Annotated in this window: 27 protein-coding genes; 19 read left to right on the top strand and 8 right to left on the bottom strand. The window is 38.0% G+C overall.

Going from position 1 to position 25,437, the window contains the following annotated elements; genetic code table 11:
- Positions 1 to 176: 176 nt before the first annotated feature.
- Genes racE through HMPREF2810_RS11895 form a run of 3 tightly spaced genes read left to right on the top strand, consistent with a single transcriptional unit; the run spans position 177 to position 2,877 of the window.
- A complete protein-coding gene (gene racE / locus HMPREF2810_RS11905; RefSeq protein ID WP_025192211.1) occupies positions 177 to 1,004 on the top strand; it encodes a glutamate racemase in 828 nt (275 codons plus the stop codon).
- The gene (gene rph, locus HMPREF2810_RS11900) at positions 997 to 2,352 is read left to right on the top strand and encodes a ribonuclease PH (protein WP_048942454.1); all 1,356 of its coding nucleotides are present in this window, start codon (positions 997 to 999) and stop codon (positions 2,350 to 2,352) included. Before racE ends, rph begins: the two co-directional genes overlap by 8 nt.
- 12 nt (positions 2,353 to 2,364) lie before the next feature.
- Positions 2,365 to 2,877 (top strand): metallophosphoesterase, encoded by a 513-nt coding sequence (locus HMPREF2810_RS11895; RefSeq protein WP_002381991.1) that lies wholly within the window; start codon positions 2,365 to 2,367, stop codon positions 2,875 to 2,877.
- Positions 2,878 to 2,970: 93 nt separating this feature from the next.
- Here the strand turns inward: HMPREF2810_RS11895 and HMPREF2810_RS11890 are convergent, their stop codons facing one another.
- The gene (locus HMPREF2810_RS11890) at positions 2,971 to 3,735 is read right to left on the bottom strand and encodes a DeoR/GlpR family DNA-binding transcription regulator (protein ID WP_002382117.1); all 765 of its coding nucleotides are present in this window, start codon (positions 3,733 to 3,735) and stop codon (positions 2,971 to 2,973) included.
- 193 nt (positions 3,736 to 3,928) lie between these two features.
- On the opposite strand from HMPREF2810_RS11890, the gene ulaG reads away from it, so the two are divergent.
- The 10 genes from ulaG to HMPREF2810_RS11840 all read left to right on the top strand — a co-directional run bounded on the left by ulaG (position 3,929) and on the right by HMPREF2810_RS11840 (position 12,237).
- Positions 3,929 to 4,996 carry an L-ascorbate 6-phosphate lactonase gene (gene ulaG, locus HMPREF2810_RS11885; protein WP_002382118.1) on the top strand — a complete coding sequence of 356 codons (1,068 nt, stop codon included), beginning with the start codon at positions 3,929 to 3,931 and terminating at the stop codon, positions 4,994 to 4,996.
- A 17-nt stretch (positions 4,997 to 5,013) separates the two neighbouring features.
- Complete coding sequence (locus tag HMPREF2810_RS11880) at positions 5,014 to 5,472, top strand: PTS sugar transporter subunit IIA (protein WP_002382120.1); 459 nt, start codon at positions 5,014 to 5,016, stop codon at positions 5,470 to 5,472.
- Between the two features lie 12 nt (positions 5,473 to 5,484).
- Positions 5,485 to 6,972 (top strand): PTS ascorbate transporter subunit IIC, encoded by a 1,488-nt coding sequence (locus HMPREF2810_RS11875; RefSeq protein ID WP_002366460.1) that lies wholly within the window; start codon positions 5,485 to 5,487, stop codon positions 6,970 to 6,972.
- 14 nt (positions 6,973 to 6,986) lie between these two features.
- The gene (locus tag HMPREF2810_RS11870) at positions 6,987 to 7,286 is read left to right on the top strand and encodes a PTS sugar transporter subunit IIB (RefSeq protein ID WP_002382122.1); all 300 of its coding nucleotides are present in this window, start codon (positions 6,987 to 6,989) and stop codon (positions 7,284 to 7,286) included.
- 13 nt (positions 7,287 to 7,299) lie between these two features.
- Positions 7,300 to 7,938, top strand: a complete 639-nt coding sequence (locus tag HMPREF2810_RS11865) for a 3-keto-L-gulonate-6-phosphate decarboxylase UlaD (RefSeq protein ID WP_002381985.1) — start codon at positions 7,300 to 7,302, stop codon at positions 7,936 to 7,938.
- Positions 7,939 to 7,942: 4 nt separating this feature from the next.
- Positions 7,943 to 8,803: an L-ribulose-5-phosphate 3-epimerase gene (locus HMPREF2810_RS11860; RefSeq protein WP_002382124.1), complete on the top strand. Its 861-nt coding sequence runs from the start codon at positions 7,943 to 7,945 to the stop codon at positions 8,801 to 8,803.
- The gene (locus HMPREF2810_RS11855; protein WP_002382125.1) at positions 8,793 to 9,503 is read left to right on the top strand and encodes an L-ribulose-5-phosphate 4-epimerase; all 711 of its coding nucleotides are present in this window, start codon (positions 8,793 to 8,795) and stop codon (positions 9,501 to 9,503) included. The genes HMPREF2810_RS11860 and HMPREF2810_RS11855 overlap by 11 nt, the downstream gene beginning before the upstream one ends.
- Before the next feature lie 257 nt (positions 9,504 to 9,760).
- A complete protein-coding gene (gene cbpB, locus HMPREF2810_RS11850) occupies positions 9,761 to 10,249 on the top strand; it encodes a cyclic-di-AMP-binding protein CbpB (protein ID WP_002382126.1) in 489 nt (162 codons plus the stop codon).
- 80 nt (positions 10,250 to 10,329) lie between these two features.
- The gene (gene dapD, locus HMPREF2810_RS11845) at positions 10,330 to 11,031 is read left to right on the top strand and encodes a 2,3,4,5-tetrahydropyridine-2,6-dicarboxylate N-acetyltransferase (protein ID WP_002358012.1); all 702 of its coding nucleotides are present in this window, start codon (positions 10,330 to 10,332) and stop codon (positions 11,029 to 11,031) included.
- Between the two features lie 36 nt (positions 11,032 to 11,067).
- Complete coding sequence (locus HMPREF2810_RS11840; protein WP_025192212.1) at positions 11,068 to 12,237, top strand: N-acetyldiaminopimelate deacetylase; 1,170 nt, start codon at positions 11,068 to 11,070, stop codon at positions 12,235 to 12,237.
- Positions 12,238 to 12,282: 45 nt separating this feature from the next.
- Here the strand turns inward: HMPREF2810_RS11840 and HMPREF2810_RS11835 are convergent, their stop codons facing one another.
- Positions 12,283 to 13,203, bottom strand: a complete 921-nt coding sequence (locus tag HMPREF2810_RS11835; RefSeq protein WP_002382128.1) for a mechanosensitive ion channel family protein — start codon at positions 13,201 to 13,203, stop codon at positions 12,283 to 12,285.
- Between the two features lie 169 nt (positions 13,204 to 13,372).
- On the opposite strand from HMPREF2810_RS11835, the gene HMPREF2810_RS11830 reads away from it, so the two are divergent.
- Positions 13,373 to 13,735: a hypothetical protein gene (locus tag HMPREF2810_RS11830; RefSeq protein ID WP_002358008.1), complete on the top strand. Its 363-nt coding sequence runs from the start codon at positions 13,373 to 13,375 to the stop codon at positions 13,733 to 13,735.
- 28 nt (positions 13,736 to 13,763) lie between these two features.
- Entirely contained in the window at positions 13,764 to 14,636 is an 873-nt protein-coding gene (locus HMPREF2810_RS11825; RefSeq protein WP_002382129.1) for an aldo/keto reductase, read from the top strand.
- 50 nt (positions 14,637 to 14,686) lie between these two features.
- Here HMPREF2810_RS11825 and HMPREF2810_RS11820 read toward each other — a convergent pair whose 3' ends face one another.
- Positions 14,687 to 15,409: a gamma-glutamyl-gamma-aminobutyrate hydrolase family protein gene (locus tag HMPREF2810_RS11820; protein WP_002382131.1), complete on the bottom strand. Its 723-nt coding sequence runs from the start codon at positions 15,407 to 15,409 to the stop codon at positions 14,687 to 14,689.
- 142 nt (positions 15,410 to 15,551) lie between these two features.
- Positions 15,552 to 15,926: a lactoylglutathione lyase gene (locus HMPREF2810_RS11815; RefSeq protein ID WP_002358003.1), complete on the bottom strand. Its 375-nt coding sequence runs from the start codon at positions 15,924 to 15,926 to the stop codon at positions 15,552 to 15,554.
- 148 nt (positions 15,927 to 16,074) lie between these two features.
- On the opposite strand from HMPREF2810_RS11815, the gene HMPREF2810_RS11810 reads away from it, so the two are divergent.
- Positions 16,075 to 16,521, top strand: coding sequence for an NUDIX hydrolase (locus HMPREF2810_RS11810; protein ID WP_002363716.1), 447 nt, complete (start codon positions 16,075 to 16,077; stop codon positions 16,519 to 16,521).
- Positions 16,522 to 16,584: 63 nt separating this feature from the next.
- Here HMPREF2810_RS11810 and yidA read toward each other — a convergent pair whose 3' ends face one another.
- The 3 genes from yidA to HMPREF2810_RS11795 are packed head-to-tail and all read right to left on the bottom strand — an operon-like array spanning position 16,585 to position 19,598.
- Positions 16,585 to 17,397, bottom strand: coding sequence for a sugar-phosphatase (gene yidA / locus HMPREF2810_RS11805; RefSeq protein WP_002377829.1), 813 nt, complete (start codon positions 17,395 to 17,397; stop codon positions 16,585 to 16,587).
- A gap of 18 nt (positions 17,398 to 17,415) precedes the next feature.
- A complete protein-coding gene (locus HMPREF2810_RS11800) occupies positions 17,416 to 18,786 on the bottom strand; it encodes a dNTPase (protein ID WP_002357999.1) in 1,371 nt (456 codons plus the stop codon).
- Positions 18,783 to 19,598 (bottom strand): lipoate--protein ligase family protein, encoded by an 816-nt coding sequence (locus HMPREF2810_RS11795; protein WP_002390086.1) that lies wholly within the window; start codon positions 19,596 to 19,598, stop codon positions 18,783 to 18,785. Before HMPREF2810_RS11795 ends, HMPREF2810_RS11800 begins: the two co-directional genes overlap by 4 nt.
- A 331-nt stretch (positions 19,599 to 19,929) precedes the next feature.
- Here HMPREF2810_RS11795 and HMPREF2810_RS11790 point away from each other — a divergent pair, with 331 nt between their 5' ends.
- The 3 genes from HMPREF2810_RS11790 to HMPREF2810_RS11780 all read left to right on the top strand — a co-directional run bounded on the left by HMPREF2810_RS11790 (position 19,930) and on the right by HMPREF2810_RS11780 (position 22,979).
- Positions 19,930 to 20,367 carry a YwiB family protein gene (locus HMPREF2810_RS11790; RefSeq protein ID WP_002382132.1) on the top strand — a complete coding sequence of 146 codons (438 nt, stop codon included), beginning with the start codon at positions 19,930 to 19,932 and terminating at the stop codon, positions 20,365 to 20,367.
- A 76-nt stretch (positions 20,368 to 20,443) separates the two neighbouring features.
- Positions 20,444 to 21,061 (top strand): DNA-directed RNA polymerase subunit delta, encoded by a 618-nt coding sequence (gene rpoE / locus HMPREF2810_RS11785; protein ID WP_002357996.1) that lies wholly within the window; start codon positions 20,444 to 20,446, stop codon positions 21,059 to 21,061.
- 307 nt (positions 21,062 to 21,368) lie between these two features.
- Entirely contained in the window at positions 21,369 to 22,979 is a 1,611-nt protein-coding gene (locus HMPREF2810_RS11780; RefSeq protein ID WP_002357995.1) for a CTP synthase, read from the top strand.
- An 83-nt stretch (positions 22,980 to 23,062) separates the two neighbouring features.
- Here HMPREF2810_RS11780 and HMPREF2810_RS11775 read toward each other — a convergent pair whose 3' ends face one another.
- Positions 23,063 to 25,399 carry a PBP1A family penicillin-binding protein gene (locus HMPREF2810_RS11775; protein ID WP_002360569.1) on the bottom strand — a complete coding sequence of 779 codons (2,337 nt, stop codon included), beginning with the start codon at positions 25,397 to 25,399 and terminating at the stop codon, positions 23,063 to 23,065.
- Between the last annotated feature and the right edge of the window lie 38 nt (positions 25,400 to 25,437).

The raw sequence follows: 25,437 nt of genomic DNA, 5'->3' as shown, positions 1-25,437 counted from the left end.
TTTCTAATTGTATTCTCAATGTTAGGAATTATAACATACAAAAAAATGAATTACTAGTTTTTTAATCGAAAAAGATTTCCTTCAAAAAAAGAAATAAATGAGAGCAAAACAGGAAAAATTGACAATAGTCCTTAAAAAGTAGAAAATAAAGGCAGTGAATAAAAGGCAAAGGTAGGATGAGAATGAGCAATCAAGAAGCCATTGGATTAATTGATTCTGGCGTTGGTGGATTAACTGTTTTAAAGGAAGCGCTAAAACAATTACCAAATGAACGATTAATTTATTTAGGAGATACAGCCCGTTGCCCATATGGCCCACGACCAGCCGAACAAGTCGTTCAGTTTACTTGGGAAATGGCCGATTTTTTATTGAAAAAACGAATAAAAATGCTAGTAATCGCATGTAATACCGCGACGGCTGTCGCATTAGAAGAAATTAAAGCTGCCTTGCCAATTCCAGTTGTCGGTGTTATTTTACCTGGCGCACGAGCAGCCGTTAAAGTCACAAAAAATAACAAAATTGGTGTCATAGGTACGTTAGGGACAATCAAAAGTGCGTCCTATGAAATCGCCATTAAAAGTAAGGCACCAGCAATTGAGGTGACTAGTTTAGCTTGCCCTAAATTTGTCCCCATTGTTGAAAGCAATCAATATCGTTCTTCCGTAGCCAAAAAAATTGTGGCAGAAACCCTTCAAGCATTACAATTAAAAGGACTTGATACGTTGATTTTAGGTTGTACCCATTACCCGTTGTTACGTCCGGTGATTCAAAATGTGATGGGAAATCATGTGACATTAATTGACTCAGGAGCCGAAACAGTTGGCGAAGTTAGCATGCTTCTCGATTATTTTGACATTGCCCATACGCCTGAAGCGCCTACACAGCCCCATGAATTTTATACAACTGGTTCTGCAAAAATGTTTGAAGAGATTGCAAGCAGTTGGCTTGGTATAGAGAACTTAAAAGCACAACAGATTCACTTAGGAGGAAACGAAAATGATTAGACATGATAGTCGTGCACCAAAAGAATTGCGAAAGATCACTATTGAAACCAATGTTTTTAAACATCCAGAAGGTTCGGTGGTTATTTCGTTTGGCGATACAAAAGTAATTTGCTCAGCCACTGTCGAAGAAAAGGTTCCCCCATTTTTACGAGGCGGGGGAACAGGTTGGGTAGCAGCTGAATATAGCATGCTCCCTCGCGCGACGAACACAAGAAATATTCGGGAAAGTGCGAAAGGAAAATTAACAGGGCGAACAATGGAGATTCAACGTTTGATTGGGCGGTCATTGCGAGCTGTTGTTGACTTAGAAAAGTTAGGGGAACGGAGCGTTGTTGTCGATTGTGATGTGATTCAAGCAGATGGTGGAACCCGTACTGCTAGTATTACAGGCGCTTTTGTTGCTCTACGCTTAGCAGTTAATCATTTATTGATGACTGGTGCGCTAGCGGAAGACCCGATTAAAGAGCATTTAGCAGCTGTCAGCGTGGGCATTTTACCCGATGGTTATTGTGTGCTGGACTTAGATTACGCAGAGGATTCGAATGCTGCAGTGGATATGAACATCGTGATGACCGAGTCTGGTGAATTTGTGGAAATTCAAGGAACGGGTGAAGAAGCTACCTTCTCAGGAGATGAGTTAAATGCCATGCTCTTTTATGGAAAAACAGGGATTGAGGAATTAATTGCGTATCAGAAAGAAGCGCTTTATGCTTTAGCCTCTGAAGAAGTCCCTTCGCAAGATTCAGAAGAGAAAGTGATTGTCATTGCAACTAGAAATCCTGGTAAAGCGAAAGAGTTTAGTTCAATTTTTGGTGAAAAAGGATATACGGTTAAGACGTTATTAGATTATCCGAATTTGCCAGATGTAGAAGAAACTGGTCGAACATTTGAAGAAAATGCTCGTCTAAAAGCTGAAACAATTGCAGAAATTTTACAGAAACCAGTATTAGCAGATGATTCAGGATTAATTGTTGATGCGTTAGGGGGAATGCCAGGAATCTATTCTGCTCGTTTTGCTGGTGAACCAACTAACGATGCTTCAAATAATGCGAAACTATTGCATGAGTTAACGGGCGTGCCAAAAGAAAAAAGACAAGCGCGTTTCCATTGTACATTGGTTTTTGCTGAACCAAAGAAAGAAAGTCTGGTGGTCGAAGCTGAATGGCCCGGAGAAGTCGGCACGATTCCTCGTGGTGAAGGAGGCTTTGGGTACGATTCACTTTTCTATGTCCCAGAGCTTGGTAAGACGGCAGCTGAATTGTCTGGAGAAGAGAAAAATAAAGTTAGTCATCGTGGACAAGCAGTGGCAAAATTAAAAGAACAATGGGAAGAATGGCTAAAAAAATAGGAGTTGAAACGTATGAAAATCTTGGTAGTAAGCGATAATCATGGCGACCGTGACTGTTTAGTTGACTTAGTGAATCATTATGAAGGACAAGTCGATGCACTCTTTCACTGTGGTGATTCTGAATTAGAACCGACAGATGAACTTTGGCAGAAATTAATTGTAGTCCAAGGAAATTGTGATTTTTATGATGAATTTCCCAAAACTGTGACTAAAAAAGTGGGGGATCAAGTTATTTATATGACACATGGTCATTTGGCCAATGTTAGAATGGGGCTCACGACACTTGCTTTACAAGCGGAAGAAGCAGGAGCGACAATTGCCTTATTTGGTCACACTCATGTACTTGGTGCAGAGCGACACAATAACATTCTCTTTGTTAATCCGGGAAGTATTCGTTTACCTCGTGGACCAGTTCAAGAGAAAACATATGCCATAATTGAAAGTACACCTGAACAATATCTCGTTCAGTACTATAACAAAGAGCACCAACCGTTGGAACGATTAAAGGCAACGTTTACGAAGTAAGTGAATGTTAAGAAATAAGTGCTCCTTTTTTATTTATCAAATTTTGAGCGTAGGACAAAAATCTCTTTTGGATTTTTGTCCTACGCTCTTTTTTTAGTCAACTTGGATAACCTTTAAGCCGGTCTTACGAAGTTCTGTAATTAAAGTTGATGAGCAATGTTTGTCTGTAATCAAACAATCAAAAGCGGTAATATCAGCAATTTTAAATTTAGAAGTCAAGCCGATTTTTCGATGGTCCGCGACCAGAATTTTTACTTTTGTTGTTTGTTTTATCATAAGCTCATTAATTTTTGCTTCATTGAAAATTTTTGTAGTGACGCCATGTTCTAAACTGACCCCGCTACAGCCAATTACGCAAACATCGGCATGCGTTGCGGTGATTGTGTTAATGGCAATATCTCCTACCAGAACTTCTTTGGGAAAACGTAATTCACCTCCGGTCAAAATATAATTGTATTGAGAAACATGAGGCTTGGTGGCAATTTTTAAATTATTCGTTACGATGGTCAGATGATCGGCCTTTAAATAATGGAGAATATTCAAAGCAGTGGAACTTGAATTAATGAAAACGGTATCATAATCACTTAGATAGCTACAAGCAACACGAGCAATGGCTTGTTTTAATAACTCCGGTCCTGATTGATCAAAGTCTTTCTGATTTTGGTCGTTGTAAATACAATACCCATATTTTCGAATGATGTCATTCTTAGTTTCTAAGACATTTAAATCACGACGAATTGTGCTTAAGGAAACATTTAAAGCATCTGCTAATTTATAGGTAGTCATTTGTTTGTTTTTTTGCAGCAGCGCGAGAATGTTTTGTTGCCTTTTTTCAATGGTTTCTAATGAACTTTTCAAGTAATACAACCTCCTTTAGTTATTTTTTTGGACACGGTCCCCCATGAAATAGTATAACTCATAGGAAAACAAAACACGTAAAAGAATCATTAAAAGTGCAAACAATCATATAAAAGGGTTTTCATTGTGATTTTTTGCGGCTATGATTTTCTTATAAAGCATAACACAATCATTTGAGAAGAGGAGTGGTAGCATGAGCAAATCGATTCATGAAATTACAAAAGAAAGTTGGTTGAAGGCGACATTTCCAGAATGGGGCACTTATTTAAACGAAGAAATTAATCAGACAACTGTGCTTCAAGGAACGGTTGCACTTTGGTGGCTTGGTTGTACAGGCATTTGGCTGAAAACGCATGAGAACACGAATATTTTATGTGATTTATGGTGTGGAACAGGAAAACAAACGCACGGGAACGGCTTAATGAAAAATGGCCATCAAATGATGCGCATGAGTGGTTGCCAAAAAATGCAACCTAATTTAAGAACACAACCTTTTGTGATTGATCCTTTTGAAATAAAAGAGGTAGATGCTTTAGTTGTCACACATATTCATTCAGACCATTTGGATATTCACACAGCTGCTGCTGTTCATCAAAATTGTCCTAAGGCTCTATTTATTGGTCCAAAAGAAGTAGTGAAAACATGGCAGCATTGGGGTGTTCCGGCAGAAAAAACACGGGTCATAGAGCCTGGTCAAGAAATAAAAGTGAATGATGTGAATGTAGTGGCCTTGGAAGCTTTTGATCGAACCGCGCTAATTACTTCTGATGATCCTGAAAATACATTTAAAGGTAAAATGCCTCAGGACATGAATGAACTAGCTGTCAATTATCTATTTGAAACCTCAGGTGGTACGGTATATCACGCCGGAGACTCTCATTATTCTAACTTGTTTGCGAAACATGGTAATCAATATGCAATTGATGTTTGCTTAGGAGCATATGGCGAAAATCCTCGCGGTATCACGGATAAAATTACTTCTGTTGATATGTTGAGAATGGCAGAATCTTTAAATGCGAAAGTAGTCATTCCCGTTCATTATGATATTTGGTCTAATTTTATGGCGGATCCAAAAGAAATCATGGAAATTTGGAAATTTAAAAAAGATCGTTTACATTATCAATTTAAACCATATATTTGGCAAGTGGGTGGCAAATTTGTTTATCCAGATGACAAAGACAACTTAGAATTTAACTTTGATCGTGGCTTTGATGATGTTTTTGTTAAAGAAAATGATACACCATTTCCTTCATTCTTGTAAGAAAGGCTGGATGTACAATGTTAACTTATTTTTGGGAGCAAGAGCTTATTCATTACTCTGATAAAGAACCGGTTAGTTGGCAAGAGGCGATTCAGGAAAGTTGTTTGATTTTACTCCAAAAACACATCATCGATCAGAGTTACGTCGATGAGATTATCCAGTGTGTCGAAACGTTTGGACCTTATATCATCATTGCTCCTGAAGTAGCCATGCCACATTCATCAGAGGAAAGCGCAGGCGTTTTTGGAACGGCCATTTCTTTTACAAAATTTAAGCAAGCAGTCACTTTTGCTGGCGATCAAGAAGCAAAAACAGCAACATTATTTTTTACATTGGCAGCCCAAAATCCCGCCGAACATCTGGAAAATATTCAGCAATTGATGGATTTATTGATGACGGATGGCGTGATTGCTGACTTGTTAGAAACAAACACGCTAATGGATTTTAAAGAAGTTATGGAGAAATATCAATTATAGGGGGAAAAATCAATGGGGGAGTTCTTGTTAAATAGTTGGACTTATTTTGCTACGAACGTTTTAACACAGCCAGCATATTTGATTGGTTTCATCGTGTTATTAGGTTATCTCTTGTTACGGAGGCCCTTTTATGAATGTTTAGCAGGTTTTCTGAAAGCGACAGTTGGTTATTTTATTTTGAGTGTTGGTTCTGGTGGTTTGGTTAATAATTTTCGCCCTATTCTAGTAGGCTTGAAAGAGCGATTTAATTTACAGGCGATGGTTACCGATCCATATTTCGGGCAAAATGCAGTCGATGCAGGATTGATGAAAACCTTTGGACGAACCTTTGGTGATGTGATGATTTTGTTATTGATTGCATTTATTATGAATATTTTGTTGGTTCGTTTTCAAAAATATACAAAATTGAGAGCCGTTTTTACAACAGGGAATGTTCAGATTCAACAAGCAGCTACCGCTTTCTGGATTTTACTCTTTTGTTTTCCTAACTTAGGTAGAATCGAAGTACTAATTTTTATGGGCTTAATTCTTGGGTGTTATTGGGCAGTTGCTTCAAATTTAACGGTAGGGATTACGCAAGAATTAACAGAAGGTGCTGGTTTTGCGGTAGCCCATCAACAAATGTTTGGCATATTTATTTTTGCAAAATTAGCAGAATGGTTGAAAAAACGTGATCAAAAGAAACATCGTTCAGAGAAGGTCGATAAAAAATTGGAAGATATCGAATTACCAGGATTTCTATCCATTTTTAATGAAAATATGGTTGCTACGTCCATTTTGATGCTCTTTTTCTTTGGCATTATCTTGCTTGTTTTGGGACAAGATTATTTAATTCAAGCTAAATTTATGCAAGAAGGGCAGAGTTTCTTCTTTTATATCATGACCACTTCATTAAATTTTGCTGTCTATTTAGCTATCTTACAATTAGGCGTTAGAACCTTTGTCGACGAGTTGACGCAGTCATTCCAAGGGATTTCAAATACCATTTTACCAGGCGCTGTTCCTGGGATTGACGTAGCAGCGACTTTCGGATTTGGCTCGCCCAACGCAGTAACAATTGGGTTTCTCTTTGGCGCATTAGGCCAGTTTTTAATGATTGGCTTACTGATTCTATTAAAGTCTCCGACAATCGTTATTGCGGGTTTTATCCCATTGTTTTTTGATAACGCTGTCATAGCTGTTTATGCAAATAATCGTGGCGGAGTAAAAGCTGCTTGTTTATTCCCCTTCCTTTCAGGTTTAATCCAAGTAGGTGGCTCAGCTTTATTTGCTACATGGATTGGATTATCTCAATATGGCGGTTATTTGGGCATGTTCGATTGGGCGACAGCTTGGCCGTTATTTACAATTATTATGAAAGTTCTAGGCTATGTTGGCGTAGCAGTGGTGGTGATTGGGTTACTAATAATTCCGCAACTTCAGTATCGGAAAAATCCAGAAGGTTACTTTATGATTGTCAATGATTATGAACAATATGCTAAAAAATTTCAAGAGAATTAAAGGAGGAATTTGAAATGAGAATACTTGTTTCCTGTGCCAATGGTTCTGGCACGAGTCTAATGATGATGCGGAGTGTTGAAAAAGCAATGAAAGAATTAGGTGTACCGATTACAAAAATTCATCATTGCGCCATTTCAGAAGGAAAAAGCTCTGCTAGCCAATACGACGTTGTTTTTACTCCAGTCAATTTTTTACAAATGTTTCAGCAAGCAGAAAAACGTGGAGTCACAGTGATTGGCATTAAAAATGTAATGTCTGCAAAAGAAATTCAAGAAAAATATATGGCTTCAGAGCATTATCAAAAATCTGAATAAAAGGAGGAGAAAGATGAAAAGACCAAACTTACAAATCGCTTTAGATCATAATAGCTTAGAAGACGCTTTAGCAGATTGTATGAAAGTCGGAGAAATTGTCGATATTATCGAAGTTGGCACTATTTTGTGTTTACAAGAAGGCCAAAAAGCAATTCGTTGTTTAAAACGCATGTTTCCTAATAAAACGATTGTTGCTGATACAAAATGTGCTGATGCGGGCGGTACAGTTGCTCGTAATGTCGCACAAGCAGGCGCTGATTTCATGACGGTCATTTGTTGCGCCACCTTACCAACGATGGCTGCAGCTCAAAAAGAAGTCCGAGAATTACAAGTAGAACTATATGGAAATTGGACAATGCAACAAGCTCGACAATGGCGAGAATTAGGGATTAATCAGGTGATTTATCATCAAAGTAGAGATGCTCTTTTAGCTGGCGGCAGTTGGGGAGAGAAAGATTTGAATAAAGTTCAAGAACTAATTGACTTAGGCTTTGAAGTGTCCGTCACAGGTGGTTTAACTGTCGAAACGCTTGAATTGTTTCAAACAATGGCAGTTGCAACATTTATTGCGGGCCGTGGGATTACTGAATCAAAAAATCCTGAACAAGCAGCCAAAGATTTTCAAAAAAAAATCGATCAGATTTGGAAGTGATAAAATGGCACGAATTGGACTGTATGAAAAAGCACTCCCGCAAAATTTAACTTGGGCAGAACGATTAACATGGGCCAAAAAGTTAGGGTTTGATTTTTTAGAAATGTCAATTGATGAATCCGATGAACGTTTAGCACGATTGGCTTGGACACCAAGCCAGTTACAAGAACTTTCTCAATTAATGGTGAAAGAAGATTTTTTTATCCATTCTTTGTGTTTAAGTGGTCATCGGCGGTTCCCTTTAGGCTCTTTAAATAAAGAAACACGTGAAAAAGGACGGGAAATTTTATCTCAAGCGATTCGTTTGGCTCATCAATTAAACATACGGGTGATTCAAATAGCTGGCTATGACGTCTTTTACGAAGAAAAAACTGCCGAAACAAGGGAATTTTTTCTTCAAGGTCTGAAAAAGGGCGTTGAGGAAGCTGCACAATACGGTGTCATTCTGGCTGTTGAGATTATGGATGACCCTTTTATGAATAGCATACAAAAATTTCTAGAAATTAAGGAACAAATTCCGTCTCCTTTTTTGCATGTTTATCCTGATTTAGGTAATTTGTCTGCTTGGCCGGAAAATAATCCGGCGGTTGAGCTTGAAAAGGGAATTGCTGAAATCGCTGCTATTCACTTAAAAGATACCTTCGCTGTAACAGACACATTTGAAGGCAAGTTTCGGGAAGTTACTTTTGGAGAAGGCTGTGTTGATTTTACAGGCTTATTGAAAACACTCAAGCGGTTAAACTATAGTGGTCCTTTTTTAATTGAAATGTGGAATGAAACGGATTTGAATTTTCAAGAAAAAATTCAAGCCGCGCAGCAGTATCTCTATCCCAAATTAGCAGAGGTGGGTTATTATGAACAATAAAGCGATCATCCAAGCAATGAAACAACGTGTTTATGAAGCGAATCTGGCTTTGCCAAAACTGGGCTTAGTCAAATTAACGTGGGGCAATGTTAGTGAAATCAATCGGTCACTAGGGATTATCGTAATTAAACCAAGCGGCGTCAAGTATCAAGAAATGACCAAGGAACAGATGGTAGTGACTGATTTAAACGGACAACTATTGGAAACCAATGCTTTAAAGCCGTCTTCTGATTTACCCACGCATCTTTATCTTTATCAAAAAATGCCAGAAATTGGAGCGATTGCGCACACGCATTCCCTGAATAGTGTTACGTGGGCTCAAGCAGGGCGAGCCTTACCTCCTTACGGTACCACCCATGCGGATACTTTTTATGGCGCTGTACCTTGCACAAGAGCGCTCTCTGAAAGTGAAATTAAAGAAAACTATGAAGAAGAGACTGGCAAAGTCATTGTTGAAACATTTCATGAACAAGAACTAGATCCTTTAGCAGTTCCAGGAGTGTTAGTTTATGGACATGGCCCATTTACTTGGGGAATGACTCCGGAAAAAGCAGTTGAAAACAGTTTGATTTTAGATGAAATCTGTTCAATGGCACGTTTGACGGAAACAATTAACCCAGATGTTGAACCAATTGATCATTTTTTATTGGATAAACACTATCTTAGAAAACATGGGATTTCCGCTTATTATGGTCAGTGATGGCTGTGATGAATCGTGTGAAAAAGAAGGATAATTGACTGATTAATTGGTCCTTTATAAAAACTTAGTTGTCTGTGATGGGACAACTAAGTTTTTATTTTTTTAAGAAAGCGTTCTCTTATTTTGGGGGAGAATAGAACAAAACGTTAATTTTCGTTTGTTAAGTTATGAAGAATTTGCGAATTCCAAGACTTTTTCCGCAGAATTAGGTACAATAAGTTACGTGTTAAAGAATTAGAAATGGAGGCAACCCAATCATGATAGGGACTGCTGTAAAAGAATTATTATTAGAAAAACAAGAAACGTTTTTAGTACCTGCCGAAAATGTCGCCAATGTAATGTGTTTAAATCCGTTAAGTCACGCGGCATTAGTCTTATCGAAAGTTCGCTATTCCAAGATTCCTGTGTTAGATAAGGGAGATCGCTTTGTTGGCTTAATCGGCTTGACAGACGTTGTAGATAAAATGTTTGATTTGACTTCAGTGGATTTTGAAAAATTGAATGAATTTACTGTGGCCGATGTAATGGAAGTCAATGTTCCTGTAATTGGTGAATCGTGGGATTTAGAAGAAGTGTTACATTTATTAGTAGATGCTTCTTTTTTACCAGTGGTTGATGATAATCAACGCTTTAAGGGCATCATTACACGCAAAGAAATTTTAAAAGCGGTCAACCATATGGCACATGAGTTAGAAAAACATCATCTTGTTCTGCCTAAATCAGAAGAAGAAATGAAAGTAATTTAAATAAAACGCAAGAAACTCTTTACTTTTTTCTCATAAATGCGTTATTCTGTATGATAACACGAAGTAAAGGAGTGCTGTGATTGGACGCATATGAGATTATTCAGTATATTGGCGATGCCAAAAAGCAAACGCCTGTTAAAGTAACATTGAAAGGGCAATTAAAAGAAGTCACTTTTCCGGAAACAATTAAGGTCTTTAATAATTGTAAAACTGGAACATTGTTTGGCGATTGGGCTGACGTAAAACCTTTTTTAGAAGCAAACAAAGAAAAAATTGAGGATTATGTTGTAGAAAACGATGCACGTAACTCAGCAATTCCTTTTCTTGATCTGAAAGACATTAATGCTCGGATTGAACCAGGTGCTTTGATTCGCGAAAAAGTTGAAATTGGCGATCAAGCGGTGATTATGATGGGGGCTATTCTAAATATTGGCGCCGTCGTTGGTGCAGGGACTATGATTGATATGGGCGCTGTTTTAGGCGGTCGTGCAACTGTAGGGAAACATTGTCATATTGGCGCGGGAACGGTTTTAGCTGGTGTCATTGAACCACCAAGTGCCGCACCTGTGGTTATTGAAAACGAGGTTGTCATTGGAGCGAATGCGGTTGTACTAGAAGGGGTTCGTGTTGGTGAAGGTGCCGTTGTGGCTGCTGGGGCAGTAGTTGTGGAAGACGTTCCAGCGCATACCGTTGTCGCAGGCGTGCCAGCAAAAGTAATTAAACAAATTGATGATAAAACCAAGAGTAAAACAGAGATTTTAGAAGAATTACGTAAACTCTAAAAATAAATTAGTCAGTCGCGATGAAGAAACTTCTTCATGGCGGCTTTCGATTACCCCAAAAATGAAGGAGTGGCTTTTGTGGAGCAAGAAGAATTAATTGCGATTAGACGGCAACTACATCAAATACCTGAAATCGGTTTAGAAGAAAAGGAAACACAAGCCTTTTTACTTAATGAAATTGATAAAATGAAGCAACCTTATCTGCAAGTTCGAACATGGCAAACGGGGATTTTAGTCTTCATAGAAGGCAAAAATCCTCAGAAAACCATCGGCTGGCGTGCTGATATTGATGGTTTGCCTATTCAAGAGGAAGTGGTTTCTGCTTTTCAATCAAAACGACTAGGGTTTATGCATGCCTGTGGACACGATTTTCACATGACAATCGGTTTAGGGGTTTTGAAAGAATTAAGTCAACAGCAACCAGACAATAACTTTTTATTTTTATTTCAACCTGCTGAAGAAAATGAAGCAGGGGGGATGCTGATGTATGAAGATCACGCGTTTGGTGAATGGTTACCTGATGAATTTTATGCGCTTCATGTTAATCCTGATTTGCCAGTCGGAACTATCAGTACCAGAGTAGGGACGTTGTTTGCTGCCACTTGTGAAGTGAACATTACCTTAAAAGGAAAAGGTGGACATGCGGCTTTTCCACATCAAGCAAATGATATGGTCTTGGCGGCCACAAATTTAATTCAGCAAGCACAAACGATCGTTAGTCGAAATGTTGATCCTGTGGTCGGAGCAGTCGTTACCTTTGGGACTTTTCATGCAGGGACTGCCTGCAATGTGATTGCCGAAGAAGCAACTTTATCTGGTACAATTCGCACATTGACAGCAGAAACTAATGAACAAACGCAGCGAAGAATTCGCGAAATTAGTGAAGGTATTGCGCAATCTTTTCAATGTGAAGTAACTGTTCATCTTGATCAGAAAGGGTATTTACCTGTAGTGAATGAGCCCGCATGTACCACGAATTTTATTGAATACATGAGCAAACAAGCAACAGTTCAATTTCAACAAGCACCGGTTGCAATGACAGGTGAAGATTTTGGCTATCTATTGTCTAAAGTCCCAGGCACGATGTTTTGGTTAGGCGTGGCAAGTCCCTATAGCCTTCATTCTGCCAAGTTTGAACCGAACGAAGAGGCGTTATTGTTTGGAGTGGAGGCAGTTAGTGGCTTTTTAAAATCATTGGACAATTAGAAAAAACAGCCACCAGATAACTAATAAATATCTGGTGGCTGTTTTTTATTTTGCAATAATGGGCGTATTGGGAATCGTAAAGCCAGCCTCTGTTAATGCTTTGATATATTGGGCTAGAAATTCTTCTTTGACCGCAAATTGTTTGCCGTTTAGTACATACATGGTCGTTCGCACCGCAAAGTTGCCATTGCCTAAATCGACCATGCCAAAAATATCTGGCCCAGTTTGAATACTTTCGATATACTTTTCTTTTAACGTTTCATTGACTTCTGTAATCACTTCACAAATTTTTTCATAACCTTCTTCAGGATTGATGCGGACATCAATTAACACTTGCATATTGGCACGAGACAGGTTACTGATTGTGGTGATGTTTCGGTTTGGAATAAAATGAACAGTTCCATCAACCGCTTTAATTTGAGTGGTTCGTAATCCGACAGAAGTAACAGTTCCTTCAATATTTAACGCCAATAAGCGAATATAATCGCCTACATCCATTTGTTGTTCTAAAATAATGAAAAATCCGGTAATTAAGTCATTCATGAATCCTTGAGCCCCTAAACCAATGGCAACACCGGCAATTCCCGCTCCGGCTAATAATGAGCCAACAGGCACACCGACAATGGTCAAAAGAGAATAGATGAAGAAAAAGAACAGCGTATATTGAAATGCATTAATAATTAAAGTGTGTAACGTTTTTAAACGGCTTTCACTAAAATGTTGCTTTTTACTATAATTTGCATAGGTGCGATCAATTAAATATTTCCCGATTCGCTGAATGATAAAAAATAGAAAAATCAAAAATAAAATTGATAAACTTTTTTCAATTAAGGTAGCAACAATGGCATCCCAATTAATATTGTTCCAAAAGCGTTGTAGCGCGCTCACTTTTTTTACGGTCGCTTCTGCTAAATCGGGAGCAGAAGAATCGACTGTTTCAGTACTGGCTAAACCAAGTATCAACATAAAAATCCAACTTTCTCTAAAATTTCTTCTTTTAGTATACTAAATCTCTCGGCGAAAGGGGAATAAAATAGAAAGTTTTTTTAAAGACTTAACATGTATTTTTAGGAATGTTATAATTTTGTAAATAAATAATATATTTTATAATTTTGTTAAAGGTTGTGAGTGCTGCGTGAAAGTTTCAATTGAATGGGCAAAAAATGATTTACTTTCTAAATTACCTGTAACAATTTTTATTGATGAACGATGTGCCACTCGCTTGACGGCTGACAAGCGACGAACATTCATCTTCCATAATCCAGTCGCTTTACGATTAGGGAGTCGTTTTTTTAGTAGTCAGATAATCGAAATTGCGGAATCATGTACATTGAAAGTTTCCTTTAATTGGTCCTGTGTTTATCTCTTTTGTATCTGGTTACTTGCAGTTAAACTGTGGATTGGAAGTGTTAGCGGTCGAACAATTGTAGTTGTGGCACTAATCGGAGTGCTGACTTATTGGCGTCGTTATTTATTAAAAATAAAGAAAATGACCTGACAAGTCGTGATTGTTTCGTGAAAGAAGAATGCGTAGTATACTAAAAGTAATGAAAATGAAGGGACTGAAGAAACACATGACTTTGGATAAAACAAAAAAATTAGCAAATGGCAATGAAATGCCACGCCTAGGTTTAGGCGTTTGGCGTGTAGAAGATGGCTCAGAAGCAACCAATTCAGTAAAATGGGCTTTAGAAGCGGGTTATCGCTTGATTGATACGGCAGCTGTTTATAAAAACGAAGCAGGGGTGGGCGAAGGCATTCGTCAATCGGGTATTCCCCGCGAAGAAATTTTCGTGACGACGAAATTATGGAATGAAGATCAAGGCTATGAAAATGCGATTAAAGCATTTGATAAAAGCTTAGAAAAATTAGGGCTAGACTATGTTGATTTATATTTAATTCACTGGCCTGTTGCTGGTAAATATAAAGAATCATGGAAAGCATTAGAAGAAATTTACGCAAGTGGTCGTGCCAAAGCAATTGGCGTTTCCAATTTTCATCAACATCATTTGGAAGATCTATTAACAGAAGCAAATGTTGTGCCAATGGTGGATCAAATTGAATTACATCCTACGTTAACACAAGAACCGCTACGAAAATATTTGGCCGAAAATAAGATTGCCGTGGAGGCTTGGTCTCCTCTAGGACAAGGTAATTTATTATCTGAACCAGTACTAGTGAAAATTGGTGAAAAATATGGTAAATCAGCGGCCCAAGTGATTATTCGTTGGCACTTACAAAATGATATTATCGTGATTCCCAAATCTGTTCACGAAAAAAGAATTCAGGAAAATTTTGCTGTCTTTGATTTTGAATTAACGCCAGAAGAAATAACCGCAATTAATCAGTTAAATAAGGATCATCGTTTTGGTGCAGATCCAGATAATTTTGATTTTTAAGTATGATAGCAAGCAAAAACGGAGGGGCAAAAGACGTCCCTCCGTTTTTACTATAATTTTTGAACAAAGTAGTTAAAGAGTGCTTGGGATTTGGCATCACGTGCGTACATTAGTTCAGGATGCCATTGAACAGCTAATAAAGGCTGCTCTTCATTTGTTGATTCCACTGCTTCTGCAAGGCCATCAGAGGACCAAGCAGTAACGCGTAAATCTTTTCCTAAAGTATGTAGTGCTTGGTGATGGTACGAGTTGACTTGACCAGTTGTACCATATATGTTTGATAATTGACTGTCTGGTTCAACATCAATACGATGCGTCGCAAAGATTGGTTGAGTGGGTTGTTGTCCGTGCTTAACTGACCATTGAGGATACATCGATAAATCTTGATATAATGTGCCACCTAAAGCAACATTGACTAATTGCATTCCACGGCAAACCGCAAAAATAGGTTTGTTTTGTTTTAAGGCTTCTTCAATTAGGGCTAACTCAAACTCGTCACGATCACGATTCGTTTCTTCTAATTTTATATGGGGTTCTTGTCCGTAAAATTCAGGGGCAACATCTTGACCGCCTGCTAAAAGTAGTTTATCAATTTGTTGTATATACGTAGCGGCTAATTCTTTGGGGCCAATTGGCAAAACGAGAGGAACGCCACCTGCGGCTTGAACAGCGCTAACAAAACCTTGTGGGGTGTAAGTCACTTGGTTACCGTGAAACACTTCAGCTGCCTGCAAAAGTTGATTGCCAGCGATTCCAATAATTTTTTTTGTCATAATAACATCACATCCTCAATAAATTCATACGTTCTATTGTAGCACTTTTTTTGAAAAAAGTGTTTGAGAAGAAGTCGAGACAAGTTTTGTCTCGGACAGCTCTCAAACACAAAAAACTCAGTAAGTGAACAAGTGAAACTTTTTAACGTTCACGAATGACTTCGATTTTATACCCATCTGGGTCGACAACAAAGTAATAAGATGGTGCAGTTCCAGGTAAGCCTTTTAAGTCAGTGACAGTTAAGCCAGCCGCTTGATGTTTTTCGTGTAATCCTTCTAAATCATCTGTACTGATGGCGATATGACCATAACCGTTTCCTAAATCGTATGCTTCATGATCATAATTATAAGTTAGTTCTAGTTCGTAGTCGTCTCCTGGTAAAGTTAAATAAACCAAAGTAAATTTATTTTCTGGAAAATCACGACGGCGACTTTCTTCAAAATTGAAGGCTTTTTGATAGAAATCTAATGATGCCTCTAAATCTTTTACACGCACACATGTATGAGCCATTTTCATAGTTAAAAACTCCCTTTCAAACTTAATTATATTTCCAACGTTAATAGTAGCATAGATAAACGTGAAATGTAGAGAAAAACGCTTGGTTTCTGACTTGTTCTAAAGGAATTTCTCAGGTAAAATAGATGAAAAGAGAAGAGGTGCGCCAATGAAAACGCCAACGTTTGGAAAAAGAGAAGAGACATTGACCTATCAAACAAGATATGCTGCATACATTATTGTTTCAAAGCCAGAAAATAACACAATGGTTCTGGTACAAGCGCCAAATGGAGCTTATTTTTTACCAGGAGGCGAAATTGAAGGCACCGAAACGAAAGAAGAAGCAATCCATCGAGAAGTGCTAGAAGAATTAGGAATTAGTGTAGAAATTGGCCGTTATTTAGGGGAAGCCGATGAATATTTTTATTCGAATCATCGCCAAACGGCCTATTATAATCCTGGATATTTTTATGTAGCGAATACTTGGAGGCAACTTAGCGAACCCTTAGAAAGGACCAATACTTTACACTGGGTTGCACCAGAAGAAGCAGTCCGTTTATTAAAAAGAGGAAGCCACCGCTGGGCCGTTGAAAAATGGCTAGCGGCAGCATCATAAAATAACGAATAACCCTCAATCTATGTTGATTAGATTGAGGGTTATTGTTATTGAAAAGAATGTTTAAATTAAAACCATTTTTTCAATAATTTGAGCGACACCATCTTCGTCATTACTAGTGGTATGCACATCGGCAATTGTTTTAACATTTTCTGTCGCATTGCCCATCGCAACACCAATCCCAGCGTAATCAATCATGGATAAGTCATTTTCATTGTCACCAATGGCCATCACTTCGTCTTTATTTAAGCCTAAATGGTCTGCCAATTTTGCTAGAGCATTGCCTTTGCTAGCATTTTTATTCATGATTTCATAGTAAAAAGGCGTACTTTTAACAGTCGTATATTTTTCGGTAAAATGTAATGGTAATTTTGCAATGGCAGGATCTAAAACTTCCGGCTCATCAATCATCATCATTTTAATAATGTTCATCTCTGGTGTCATTTCATCCACCGTACGATATTTCAAAGGCATGTTCACTAAAGATGCTTCGTGAATCGTATATTTACCAATATTGCGATTGGCAGTGTAAATAGCGGAATCATCAATTGTATGCAAGTGAGCGCCGACTTTACGAGAATACATTTCAATTTCTAAAAAATCCTCATAACTCAAGGTATAGCGTGAAATAATCGTATTATCTTTGGTTGCTTGGACAAGCGAACCGTTGTAGGTAATCACGAAATCATTTTCACCATATAAGGCTAATTCATCCAATTGTTCTTTCACGCCTGGCAAAGGACGGCCTGTACATAAAACAATACGAACGCCTTGCTCATTTGCTTTTTGGAGCGCTTCTTTGACCCGTGGGGTAATCTTGTGTTGTGAATTTAGCAATGTTCCGTCGATATCAATAGCAACTAACTTAATTGACATAGAATCCTCCTAGAAAACCTATTTTTTTAAAACTAACGCACCATTATGAATGTAACTTGAAAACTCACGATACGTCTCATCAAATAAATCGTAATGTTTTTTATTTCCTTGGTCAAGCATTTCTTTAGGGAAATAGAAACGTTCATCTCCTTGACTTTGACCAGCAAGTGCTGCAACTAGGGGACTAACCGTTGCCAATTCCACTAATGAGCCATCTTTTTGCATCAATTCAATTTGTGTACGATGACGGTCTTTATTTGGACGATAAAAATCGTAAGGTAAATCATAGCTTGAATTAATGGCAGTATAATATTTAGGGTTGAAACCAACTTTTTCAATCAATTCCCTTAAATAAGCAATCGTTGCTGCGCTCTCTTTTTCGTTCGTAAAGGTGGCTGACTTCAGAGGCTTACGCATAAGGAAACGTTTGGCTAAATCACCTAGAATTGAATCAGGCACATCCATCCATTGTGTAAAGTACGTAGAGAGGACGCCATCATCCAATTTTAAATATTCTTGTAAGGTGAAGTCCCCTTTAAAGAATGGTACAAGCAGAGAGGCTTGTAAATCATAGTCAAATTCAGGGTTTTCAAATAATTCTTTCGCCCGATGCAATAAATGATCAAGAATCACTTCCATCCCACGAGAAACAGGGTGGAAATAGACTTGGACATACATTTGATAACGACTAACGATATAGTCTTCCACCGCATGCATCCCATTCATAGCAAAGGCAATGCCTCCTTTGTAGGGTCGAATCACACGTAAAATTCTAGTTAAATCGAAAGTTCCGTATTCCGTCCCTGTAAAGTAAGCATCACGTAACAGATAGTCCATACGATCGGCATCAATTTGACTAGAAATCATTTGCACCACTTGAGGATTTGGGTATTGTTTAGTAATAACGCTGGCGACTTTTTCAGGAAAATCTGCCGAAACACGATTTAAAATTTGATAGACTTCCGTTTCTGGTGAGGTGATGATTTGGACCGTGATTGCTTCATGGTTTGTATCAAAAATATGCTCGAATGTATGTGAATAAGGACCATGACCGACATCATGTAATAAAGCTGCGCAAAGTGTAATCAAGCGCTCGTCGTCATTCCAGCCGTTTTCACCTAATCGTTCCACAGAGTAGTTACGTTGGAAAATCTCACAAATCCGACGTGTAATTTCGTAAACACCCAAAGAATGGGAAAAACGACTATGTTCGGCACCGTGAAACGTAAAAGAAGAAGTACCTAGTTGCTTAATGCGACGTAATCGTTGCACTTCAGCAGAATTAATAAGGTCTAAAATCACTTGATGTTGGACATGAATATAATTATGGACGGGATCACGAAAAACTTTTTCGATTGGTAATCGTTGCTCTTTATACGGAATCGTCATACGATCTCTCCTTTAATTAAGGCGTTTCGTTGCGCCATTTTTTCCAGCTGGACAGTTAAATTTGTTTGGAACCATTCTGAGGTTATAATTGGTTCGGTTAAGTTTGGATCAATAGATTTTTCAAATTGTTGAGGTAATGCTTCGATTAAACGGGTTTTTACGGCGTCTATTGTTAATGGAGTCTCAATCAGCGTTTCTAAATTTGCCATCACTGCTGGATCAACGGGTGGATAGCCATTTTCACCAAATTGTTCTTGTAAGCCAGCAAGGTAAAAGTCTCGAACCACTTCTCCACGAGCAAGTTGATTGCCGTTAACGCTGATGTAAATCATGACAGCAATACCGTCTTTGACGCGTCGTTGGGCAATCCCTGCAAACTTTTGACCGCCAATACTTAAATCATAAGTACCGGGACAATAGGATGTAGTAATTTCAAAGGCGTCAATCTCTTTCTCCGGAAAACTCTGACGGAGCCAAGCCCACATTAATTCATAAGCCGCATCGATACTTAATTTGTGTTCAGAATTATTTGGTAAAATAAGTGAAACATTTAAAATACCCGAATCGGCAATCACCCCTAAACCGCCGGCATTGCGAACGACTACAGAATAATCGTTTTCTTGCAGAGAAGCGATGCCTTCTTTTAGATGTGGTACACGGGTATCTTTCATGCCAAGAATCATTGCTTGATCCAATTGCCAGAAATGAATGATTGGTTGGTGCTGCATTCCTGAAAAAGTGGTTAAAACATCGGTCAAGGCAAAAGGTAAAAAATAGTCACTGTTTGTTAAACAACCTGAATCAAGGAGCATAAATGATTCGGTGTGAAGGGGAAAAGTTGTGCTCATAAAAAACGTCCTGTCTATTTATAATTACGTCATTTAATACGTTTATTTTCTTACTCTCTCTTATATTATATACAAAAAACGCAAAAAAGCATGTTATATAAACGAATTCTGAAGGAATTCTCTAAAATAGTAAACGGTTTTCTTATTAAATAGATGAAACAAATGCTTGCAACCCGTGAAAAGAGCTTATACAATAAGAAAAGGTACATAAGCAAGGAAAAATTGACTTTAGTTGACAAATACATTGAAAAAGTCAACAATAAGAAAGTTATATTTTGGAAAAGGAGTGACCATTATGGATTTATCAACAGGCGTTCCTGTATCGATTCAACTAAAAACGATTGTCCAACAAGGCAACGAACAAAAAGATTTTTTCTTTGACTTAGAAGGTCAATTAGTAAAAATGGGTGATACATTATACATTCGTTACAAAGAAGAATTATTAGAGGATACAGAACCAACCCCCGTAACCATTAAAATTGAACCAGACGGGCATGTTCAGTTGATTCGTGCTGGCGAATTACGGATGCGTTTAAGATTTGGCTATCAGGAAAAATTAGATACAAGTTATCGAACCCCTTATGGCTTGCTGCAGATTAGTACGTTTACCCATAATTTGCGTGTTAGTTTAAAAGACCAACCAATGTCTGGTAAGATTTTAGTTGATTATGATTTATACTCTCAAACAGAGCGAATCGGAGAATATCATTTAGAATTAGAATTTACTGCATAAATATTGCAGAATAGAATTGATTTTTTTTCAATGTTTTTGTATGATAAGGAGTAGACTGTGAAAGGACGTGTACCTCTTGGAAATTAATGTATTTGAAGGGTTAAACAAAAAAGAATTATCCATGATTGAAGTAGCACACGCTATTTTAGAACAACATGCAGATGTAATGGATTTTTCTGATTTAGTTAACCAAATCCAAAATTATCTTGGCAAGTCTGATAGTGAAATTCGTGACCAATTAGCACAATTTTATACAGATTTAAACATCGACGGTAGCTTTATCTCATTGGGAGACAATCGTTGGGGCTTACGTTCATGGTATCCAATCGATTCAATCGATGAAGAAGTTACACATGGCTTGGAAGAAGACGAAGAAGATGCACCACGTCGTAGAAAACGTAAAAAAGTAAATGCCTTCATCACTAATCCAAACGATGAAGATGTAATTGACTATAACGATGACGATCCAGAAGATGCTGAATTAACAAATGATGATGAAGAAGACATCTTGTACGATGATGAAGAAGATGAAGATGAAGAAATCAAAGCATACAACTCTGACTTACAAGAGATTGGTGCAGATTCAGACGATGATGAAGAAGACATTCCACAAATCGAAGAAGATTTAACAATCATTGATGACGATGATGTTGAAGATGAAGACGATTTTGATGACGAATATTCTGAAGAGTAAGAAACCAAAAAGCTTGATTCCTAAGAAGGAGTCAAGCTTTTTAGTTGAATGCTTAAGAAAAATGAGAAAATAGAAAAAATTATTTTCTTGAATAGAAGTACTTGACCTGATGTCCGTTTGCTTGTATTATACTACTTGGGCACCTTTAAGAAGGTCAGAAGTTTGAACGAACTTACAAGCTCCCTATTCGTAATGGATAGGGAGCTTTTCTATTTTTGTTTCTTTTTTATTTGGAGAAACGTAAGAGTTTCAAAGTTGTTTTACTTCTCTCTACAAAATATTATCAAAGAAAGGGTTTTTAACTATTATGACAAAATACATCTTTGTTACAGGTGGCGTGGTTTCTTCTATCGGAAAAGGGATTGTCGCAGCATCTTTAGGACGATTATTAAAAAATCGTGGATTAAAAGTAACGATTCAAAAATTCGATCCATATATTAATGTGGATCCGGGGACAATGAGTCCTTACCAACATGGAGAGGTTTTTGTCACAGATGATGGTGCCGAAACAGACTTGGACTTAGGTCACTATGAACGTTTTATTGATATTAACTTAAATAAATACTCAAACGTAACCACTGGAAAAATTTATTCAGAAGTCTTACGTAAAGAACGTAAAGGGGAATACTTAGGTGCAACAGTGCAAGTTATTCCACACATTACCAATGAAATCAAAGAAAAAATCATGCGTGCAGCGAAAATGACGGATGCCGATGTGATTATCACAGAAGTAGGTGGTACTGTCGGCGACATCGAATCATTACCTTTCCTAGAAGCATTGCGTCAAATGAAAGCTGATATGGGTAGTGACAACGTAATGTACATCCATACAACCTTGATTCCTTACTTAAAAGCGGCTGGCGAAATGAAAACTAAACCAACACAACATAGTGTCAAAGAATTAAGAAGTTTAGGGATTCAACCAAATATTTTAGTGGTTCGTACGGAATTACCTGTTTCTCAAAACACTAAAAACAAATTAGCACAATTCTGTGATGTTAATCCAGAAGCGGTAATTGAATCTCGTGATGTTGAAACATTGTATTCCATTCCATTAGCACTTCAAGCACAAAACATGGATCAAATTGTTTGTGATCATTTAAAATTGGACGCACCGGCTGCAGACATGACTGAGTGGCGTGCATTAGAAGAAAAAGTTCTTAACTTGAAAAAGAAAACAAAAATTGCGCTGGTTGGTAAATATGTTGAATTACCAGATGCCTATATTTCTGTTGTAGAAGCATTAAAACATGCTGGGTTTGATTTTGATTCAGATATCGAAATTGATTGGGTTGATTCACAAGAATTAACTGCTGAAAATGTCGCTGAAAGAATTGGTTCAGCAGATGGTATTTTGGTTCCTGGTGGTTTTGGTGATCGTGGAATTGAAGGAAAAATTGAAGCGATTCGTTTTGCTCGCGAAAATGACGTACCATTCCTTGGCATTTGCTTAGGTATGCAAATGGCCTGTGTAGAATTTGGTCGTAACGTTGTGGGCTTAGAAGATGCTGGTTCTGCAGAAACTAATCCTGACGTGACAAATAACATTATTGATTTAATGGCAGATCAAGAAAACATCGAGAATTTAGGTGGTACACTACGTTTAGGTTTATATCCATGTAAATTGAAAAAAGGAACGAAAACTGCGGCAGCATACGGAAATGAAGATGTTGTACAAGAACGTCACCGTCATCGTTATGAATTTAACAACAAATACCGTCAATTATTTGAAGAAAATGGCTTAGTCTTCTCTGGAGTTTCACCAGATAATCGTTTAGTTGAAATTGTTGAAATTCCTGAAAAACAATTCTTTGTGGCTTGTCAATTCCACCCAGAATTAATTTCTCGTCCAAATCGCCCACAACGCTTAATCAAAGGATTCGTTGGTGCAGCTTTGGCAAATAAAGAAAGTAAATAAGTAAAAATGGACGAAGTGATTCAGTTCACTTCGTCCATTTTTAATCTAAAAAAGTACGGGGCTCATGATGAGCCCCGTACTTTTTATGCTGCTTTATTTTCGTCTGGTTTAGAACTACTTTCAGGTGGTTGCGGTGGTTCTTGTGAACTAGAACTTGATGGTTCAGGTGGTTGTTCCGATGTTGCCGGTTGCTCTGCTGAGGAAGAGCTTGCCGGTTGTTCGGTTGATGGTGGCGCTTCAGAGGAAGAAGGCGCACTTTCTGAACTAGAACTTGATGAACTTTCCGCTTCTTTTGTGGAAGAGGATTCCACCGTACTGCTAGATTCCGGCTGTGGTGCTGAAGAGGTAGTACTTGGTAAAACTTGTACATTTGGTACCTCATAGGCATCTTTCACGTATAATTCATTACCTACCCGCACAACACTGTCTGGCTGCACCCAGTCATCGTTTGAAACATTTTGAGACAAGTAACTCATTATTTCACGATAAACATCCGAGGCAATTCCATAGTATTCTTGATAGATTGGTGTATTTCGATCATTGTATCCAGTCCAAACAGAAACGGCATAGTGTGTTGTATAACCAACAAAGGTACTATCCGGGGCAATTCCTTTTTCTGTTGTGCCCATTCGCGCTAAATCTTCATCAGTATAGTTAGAAGTCCCTGTTTTGGCCGCTTGGATTAAGCCTGGAATGGCACCGTTAAATCCTGTTCCGCCGTTTAAAACATCTTTTAACATATCCGTCATCATATAGGCGGTAGAGTCTTTCATCGCACGTTTGCCATCAGGTTGATAATCAACGCTAGTTCCATCATTGAAAACGACTTTGTTTACGTAATACGGTTTGTTGTAAATCCCGTTATTGGCGAAAGCCGCATATGCTGCTGCTAATTTCAATGAGGAAATCCCGTATTTATCGCCATCTACGTCGCTTGTGTTACTTGAAATGGCATTCGACGCTTCTAAGTTTTTATAGTCAATTCCTAGTCCTTTAATGAAAGGCATGATGTTTTCTTTACCAACTTCATCAAACGTCTGGACCGCGGTCGTGTTACGAGAACCCATAATCGCACGGCGCATAGTAATGACGCCTTGATATGTTAAATCAGAGTTGAAGACATCAATGTCAGTACCAGGATATTTCGTTGGCTTATCCACCATGAGGCGACCTGTCGAATAATTTAAATTCTCAATTGCGGGACCATAATCCATGATTGGTTTCACGGTTGAACCAACATCACGTTGGGTGTTAACAGCTAAATTGTTTCCTAATTGTACATCATCAGGAATGTGACGACCACCAATCTGTGCTCGGACTTGTCCAGAGGCAACATCAATAACGGTTGAAGCCACTTGCATTTTATCATCTGGAAACGCAACGTATTGATCACTGTTGACAATATCGTAAAGTTGTTTTTGGGCATTCATATCTAAGTTTGTGTAGATATCTAGTCCGTCTGTGTAAACATTTTTACCAGTTTTTGCTTTCACTTCATTGATTACTTCTTTGACGTAATTATCTACGACTTTTCGATTGTCATCACTGGCTTTTAATGGAACTAAGCCTTCATCGATTGGGGTAGCTTTGGCTTTTTCGTACTCTGCTTTCGAGATTTTTTTATTGTCGTACATTGTGTAGAGTACGACATCCCGGCGTTCTTTAGCAGTATCTGGTTTTGTATAGGGATCATATGAGTTTGGCGCTTGTGGCATTCCTGCCAGTAGGGCCGTTTGTGGTAAATCAAGTTCAGATAAATGTTTACCATAATAATTTTCAGCCGCTGTTTCCATTCCATAGAAACCATTCGCCATGTAGACTTTGTTAATGTAGTAAGTTAAAATTTCTTCTTTTGATTTTTCACGTTCTAAACGAACAGCCATCCATGCTTCTTGTGCTTTCCGTTTCAAGGTTTGGTCAGATTCTTTTGTAGAGAAGTAGGATAATTTAATTAATTGTTGGGTTAAGGTACTTCCGCCTTGTAATCCACCATTTTTGACATTTGAAAGGGCAGAACCGATAATCCGAATCGGATCCACACCAATGTGTTTATAGAAACGACGGTCCTCGACAGAAACAATGGCATCTTTTAATAATTGAGGCACATCATTTGGTTGAATTAATTCACGCTTTTCTGCGCCTAAATCCTCAAAAATTTCATTATTAATATCGTAAAGCTTCGATGAAACTGTCGCATTCAGTTTGTCATCTTCTAATTTTGGGGCTTGTCGTGCATAGAACCAAAAAAGACCAACGCCTGCTAAAAAAGCGACCATCCCAGCGATAAGTAAGCCAAGAAAGATTTTTAAAACAAGCCGTTTTTTCTTTTTCGGCGGTTGTGTCTTTTTCTTGTAACTCGACTTCGATGAGGTGTTGGATGCATGTCTAGCAGCTCGCGAGCCTGAATTTGCGGTTGGCATAAATAGCAACTCCTTTGTTATACTTTCAAAACTTTATG

The sequence above is a fragment of the Enterococcus sp. HMSC078F03 genome, from assembly GCF_001811595.1.
GTDB lineage: Bacteria > Bacillota > Bacilli > Lactobacillales > Enterococcaceae > Enterococcus > Enterococcus faecalis.
The sequence above is the reverse complement of the archived record's forward strand: the minus strand, read 5'-3'. Positions and strand labels throughout refer to the sequence as shown.

Excerpts from the sequence above, each read along its gene's own strand:
- HMPREF2810_RS11775 (WP_002360569.1), bottom strand. The coding sequence starts at position 25,399 with ATGCCAACCGCAAATTCAGGCTCGCGAGCTGCTAGACATGCATCCAAC.
- HMPREF2810_RS11855 (WP_002382125.1), top strand. The coding sequence starts at position 8,793 with ATGAACAATAAAGCGATCATCCAAGCAATGAAACAACGTGTTTATGAA.
- HMPREF2810_RS11880 (WP_002382120.1), top strand. The coding sequence starts at position 5,014 with ATGTTAACTTATTTTTGGGAGCAAGAGCTTATTCATTACTCTGATAAA.
- HMPREF2810_RS11860 (WP_002382124.1), top strand. The coding sequence starts at position 7,943 with ATGGCACGAATTGGACTGTATGAAAAAGCACTCCCGCAAAATTTAACT.
- HMPREF2810_RS11825 (WP_002382129.1), top strand. The coding sequence starts at position 13,764 with ATGCGTAGTATACTAAAAGTAATGAAAATGAAGGGACTGAAGAAACAC.
- HMPREF2810_RS11815 (WP_002358003.1), bottom strand. The coding sequence starts at position 15,926 with ATGAAAATGGCTCATACATGTGTGCGTGTAAAAGATTTAGAGGCATCA.
- ulaG (WP_002382118.1), top strand. The coding sequence starts at position 3,929 with ATGAGCAAATCGATTCATGAAATTACAAAAGAAAGTTGGTTGAAGGCG.
- rph (WP_048942454.1), top strand. The coding sequence starts at position 997 with ATGATTAGACATGATAGTCGTGCACCAAAAGAATTGCGAAAGATCACT.
- HMPREF2810_RS11795 (WP_002390086.1), bottom strand. The coding sequence starts at position 19,598 with ATGCTCCTTGATTCAGGTTGTTTAACAAACAGTGACTATTTTTTACCT.
- racE (WP_025192211.1), top strand. The coding sequence starts at position 177 with ATGAGAATGAGCAATCAAGAAGCCATTGGATTAATTGATTCTGGCGTT.
- HMPREF2810_RS11895 (WP_002381991.1), top strand. The coding sequence starts at position 2,365 with ATGAAAATCTTGGTAGTAAGCGATAATCATGGCGACCGTGACTGTTTA.
- HMPREF2810_RS11865 (WP_002381985.1), top strand. The coding sequence starts at position 7,300 with ATGAAAAGACCAAACTTACAAATCGCTTTAGATCATAATAGCTTAGAA.
- cbpB (WP_002382126.1), top strand. The coding sequence starts at position 9,761 with ATGATAGGGACTGCTGTAAAAGAATTATTATTAGAAAAACAAGAAACG.
- yidA (WP_002377829.1), bottom strand. The coding sequence starts at position 17,397 with ATGTCAATTAAGTTAGTTGCTATTGATATCGACGGAACATTGCTAAAT.
- HMPREF2810_RS11810 (WP_002363716.1), top strand. The coding sequence starts at position 16,075 with ATGAAAACGCCAACGTTTGGAAAAAGAGAAGAGACATTGACCTATCAA.
- HMPREF2810_RS11840 (WP_025192212.1), top strand. The coding sequence starts at position 11,068 with ATGGCGGCTTTCGATTACCCCAAAAATGAAGGAGTGGCTTTTGTGGAG.
- HMPREF2810_RS11800 (WP_002357999.1), bottom strand. The coding sequence starts at position 18,786 with ATGACGATTCCGTATAAAGAGCAACGATTACCAATCGAAAAAGTTTTT.
- HMPREF2810_RS11875 (WP_002366460.1), top strand. The coding sequence starts at position 5,485 with ATGGGGGAGTTCTTGTTAAATAGTTGGACTTATTTTGCTACGAACGTT.
- HMPREF2810_RS11835 (WP_002382128.1), bottom strand. The coding sequence starts at position 13,203 with ATGTTGATACTTGGTTTAGCCAGTACTGAAACAGTCGATTCTTCTGCT.
- HMPREF2810_RS11780 (WP_002357995.1), top strand. The coding sequence starts at position 21,369 with ATGACAAAATACATCTTTGTTACAGGTGGCGTGGTTTCTTCTATCGGA.
- HMPREF2810_RS11820 (WP_002382131.1), bottom strand. The coding sequence starts at position 15,409 with ATGACAAAAAAAATTATTGGAATCGCTGGCAATCAACTTTTGCAGGCA.
- HMPREF2810_RS11790 (WP_002382132.1), top strand. The coding sequence starts at position 19,930 with ATGGATTTATCAACAGGCGTTCCTGTATCGATTCAACTAAAAACGATT.
- HMPREF2810_RS11870 (WP_002382122.1), top strand. The coding sequence starts at position 6,987 with ATGAGAATACTTGTTTCCTGTGCCAATGGTTCTGGCACGAGTCTAATG.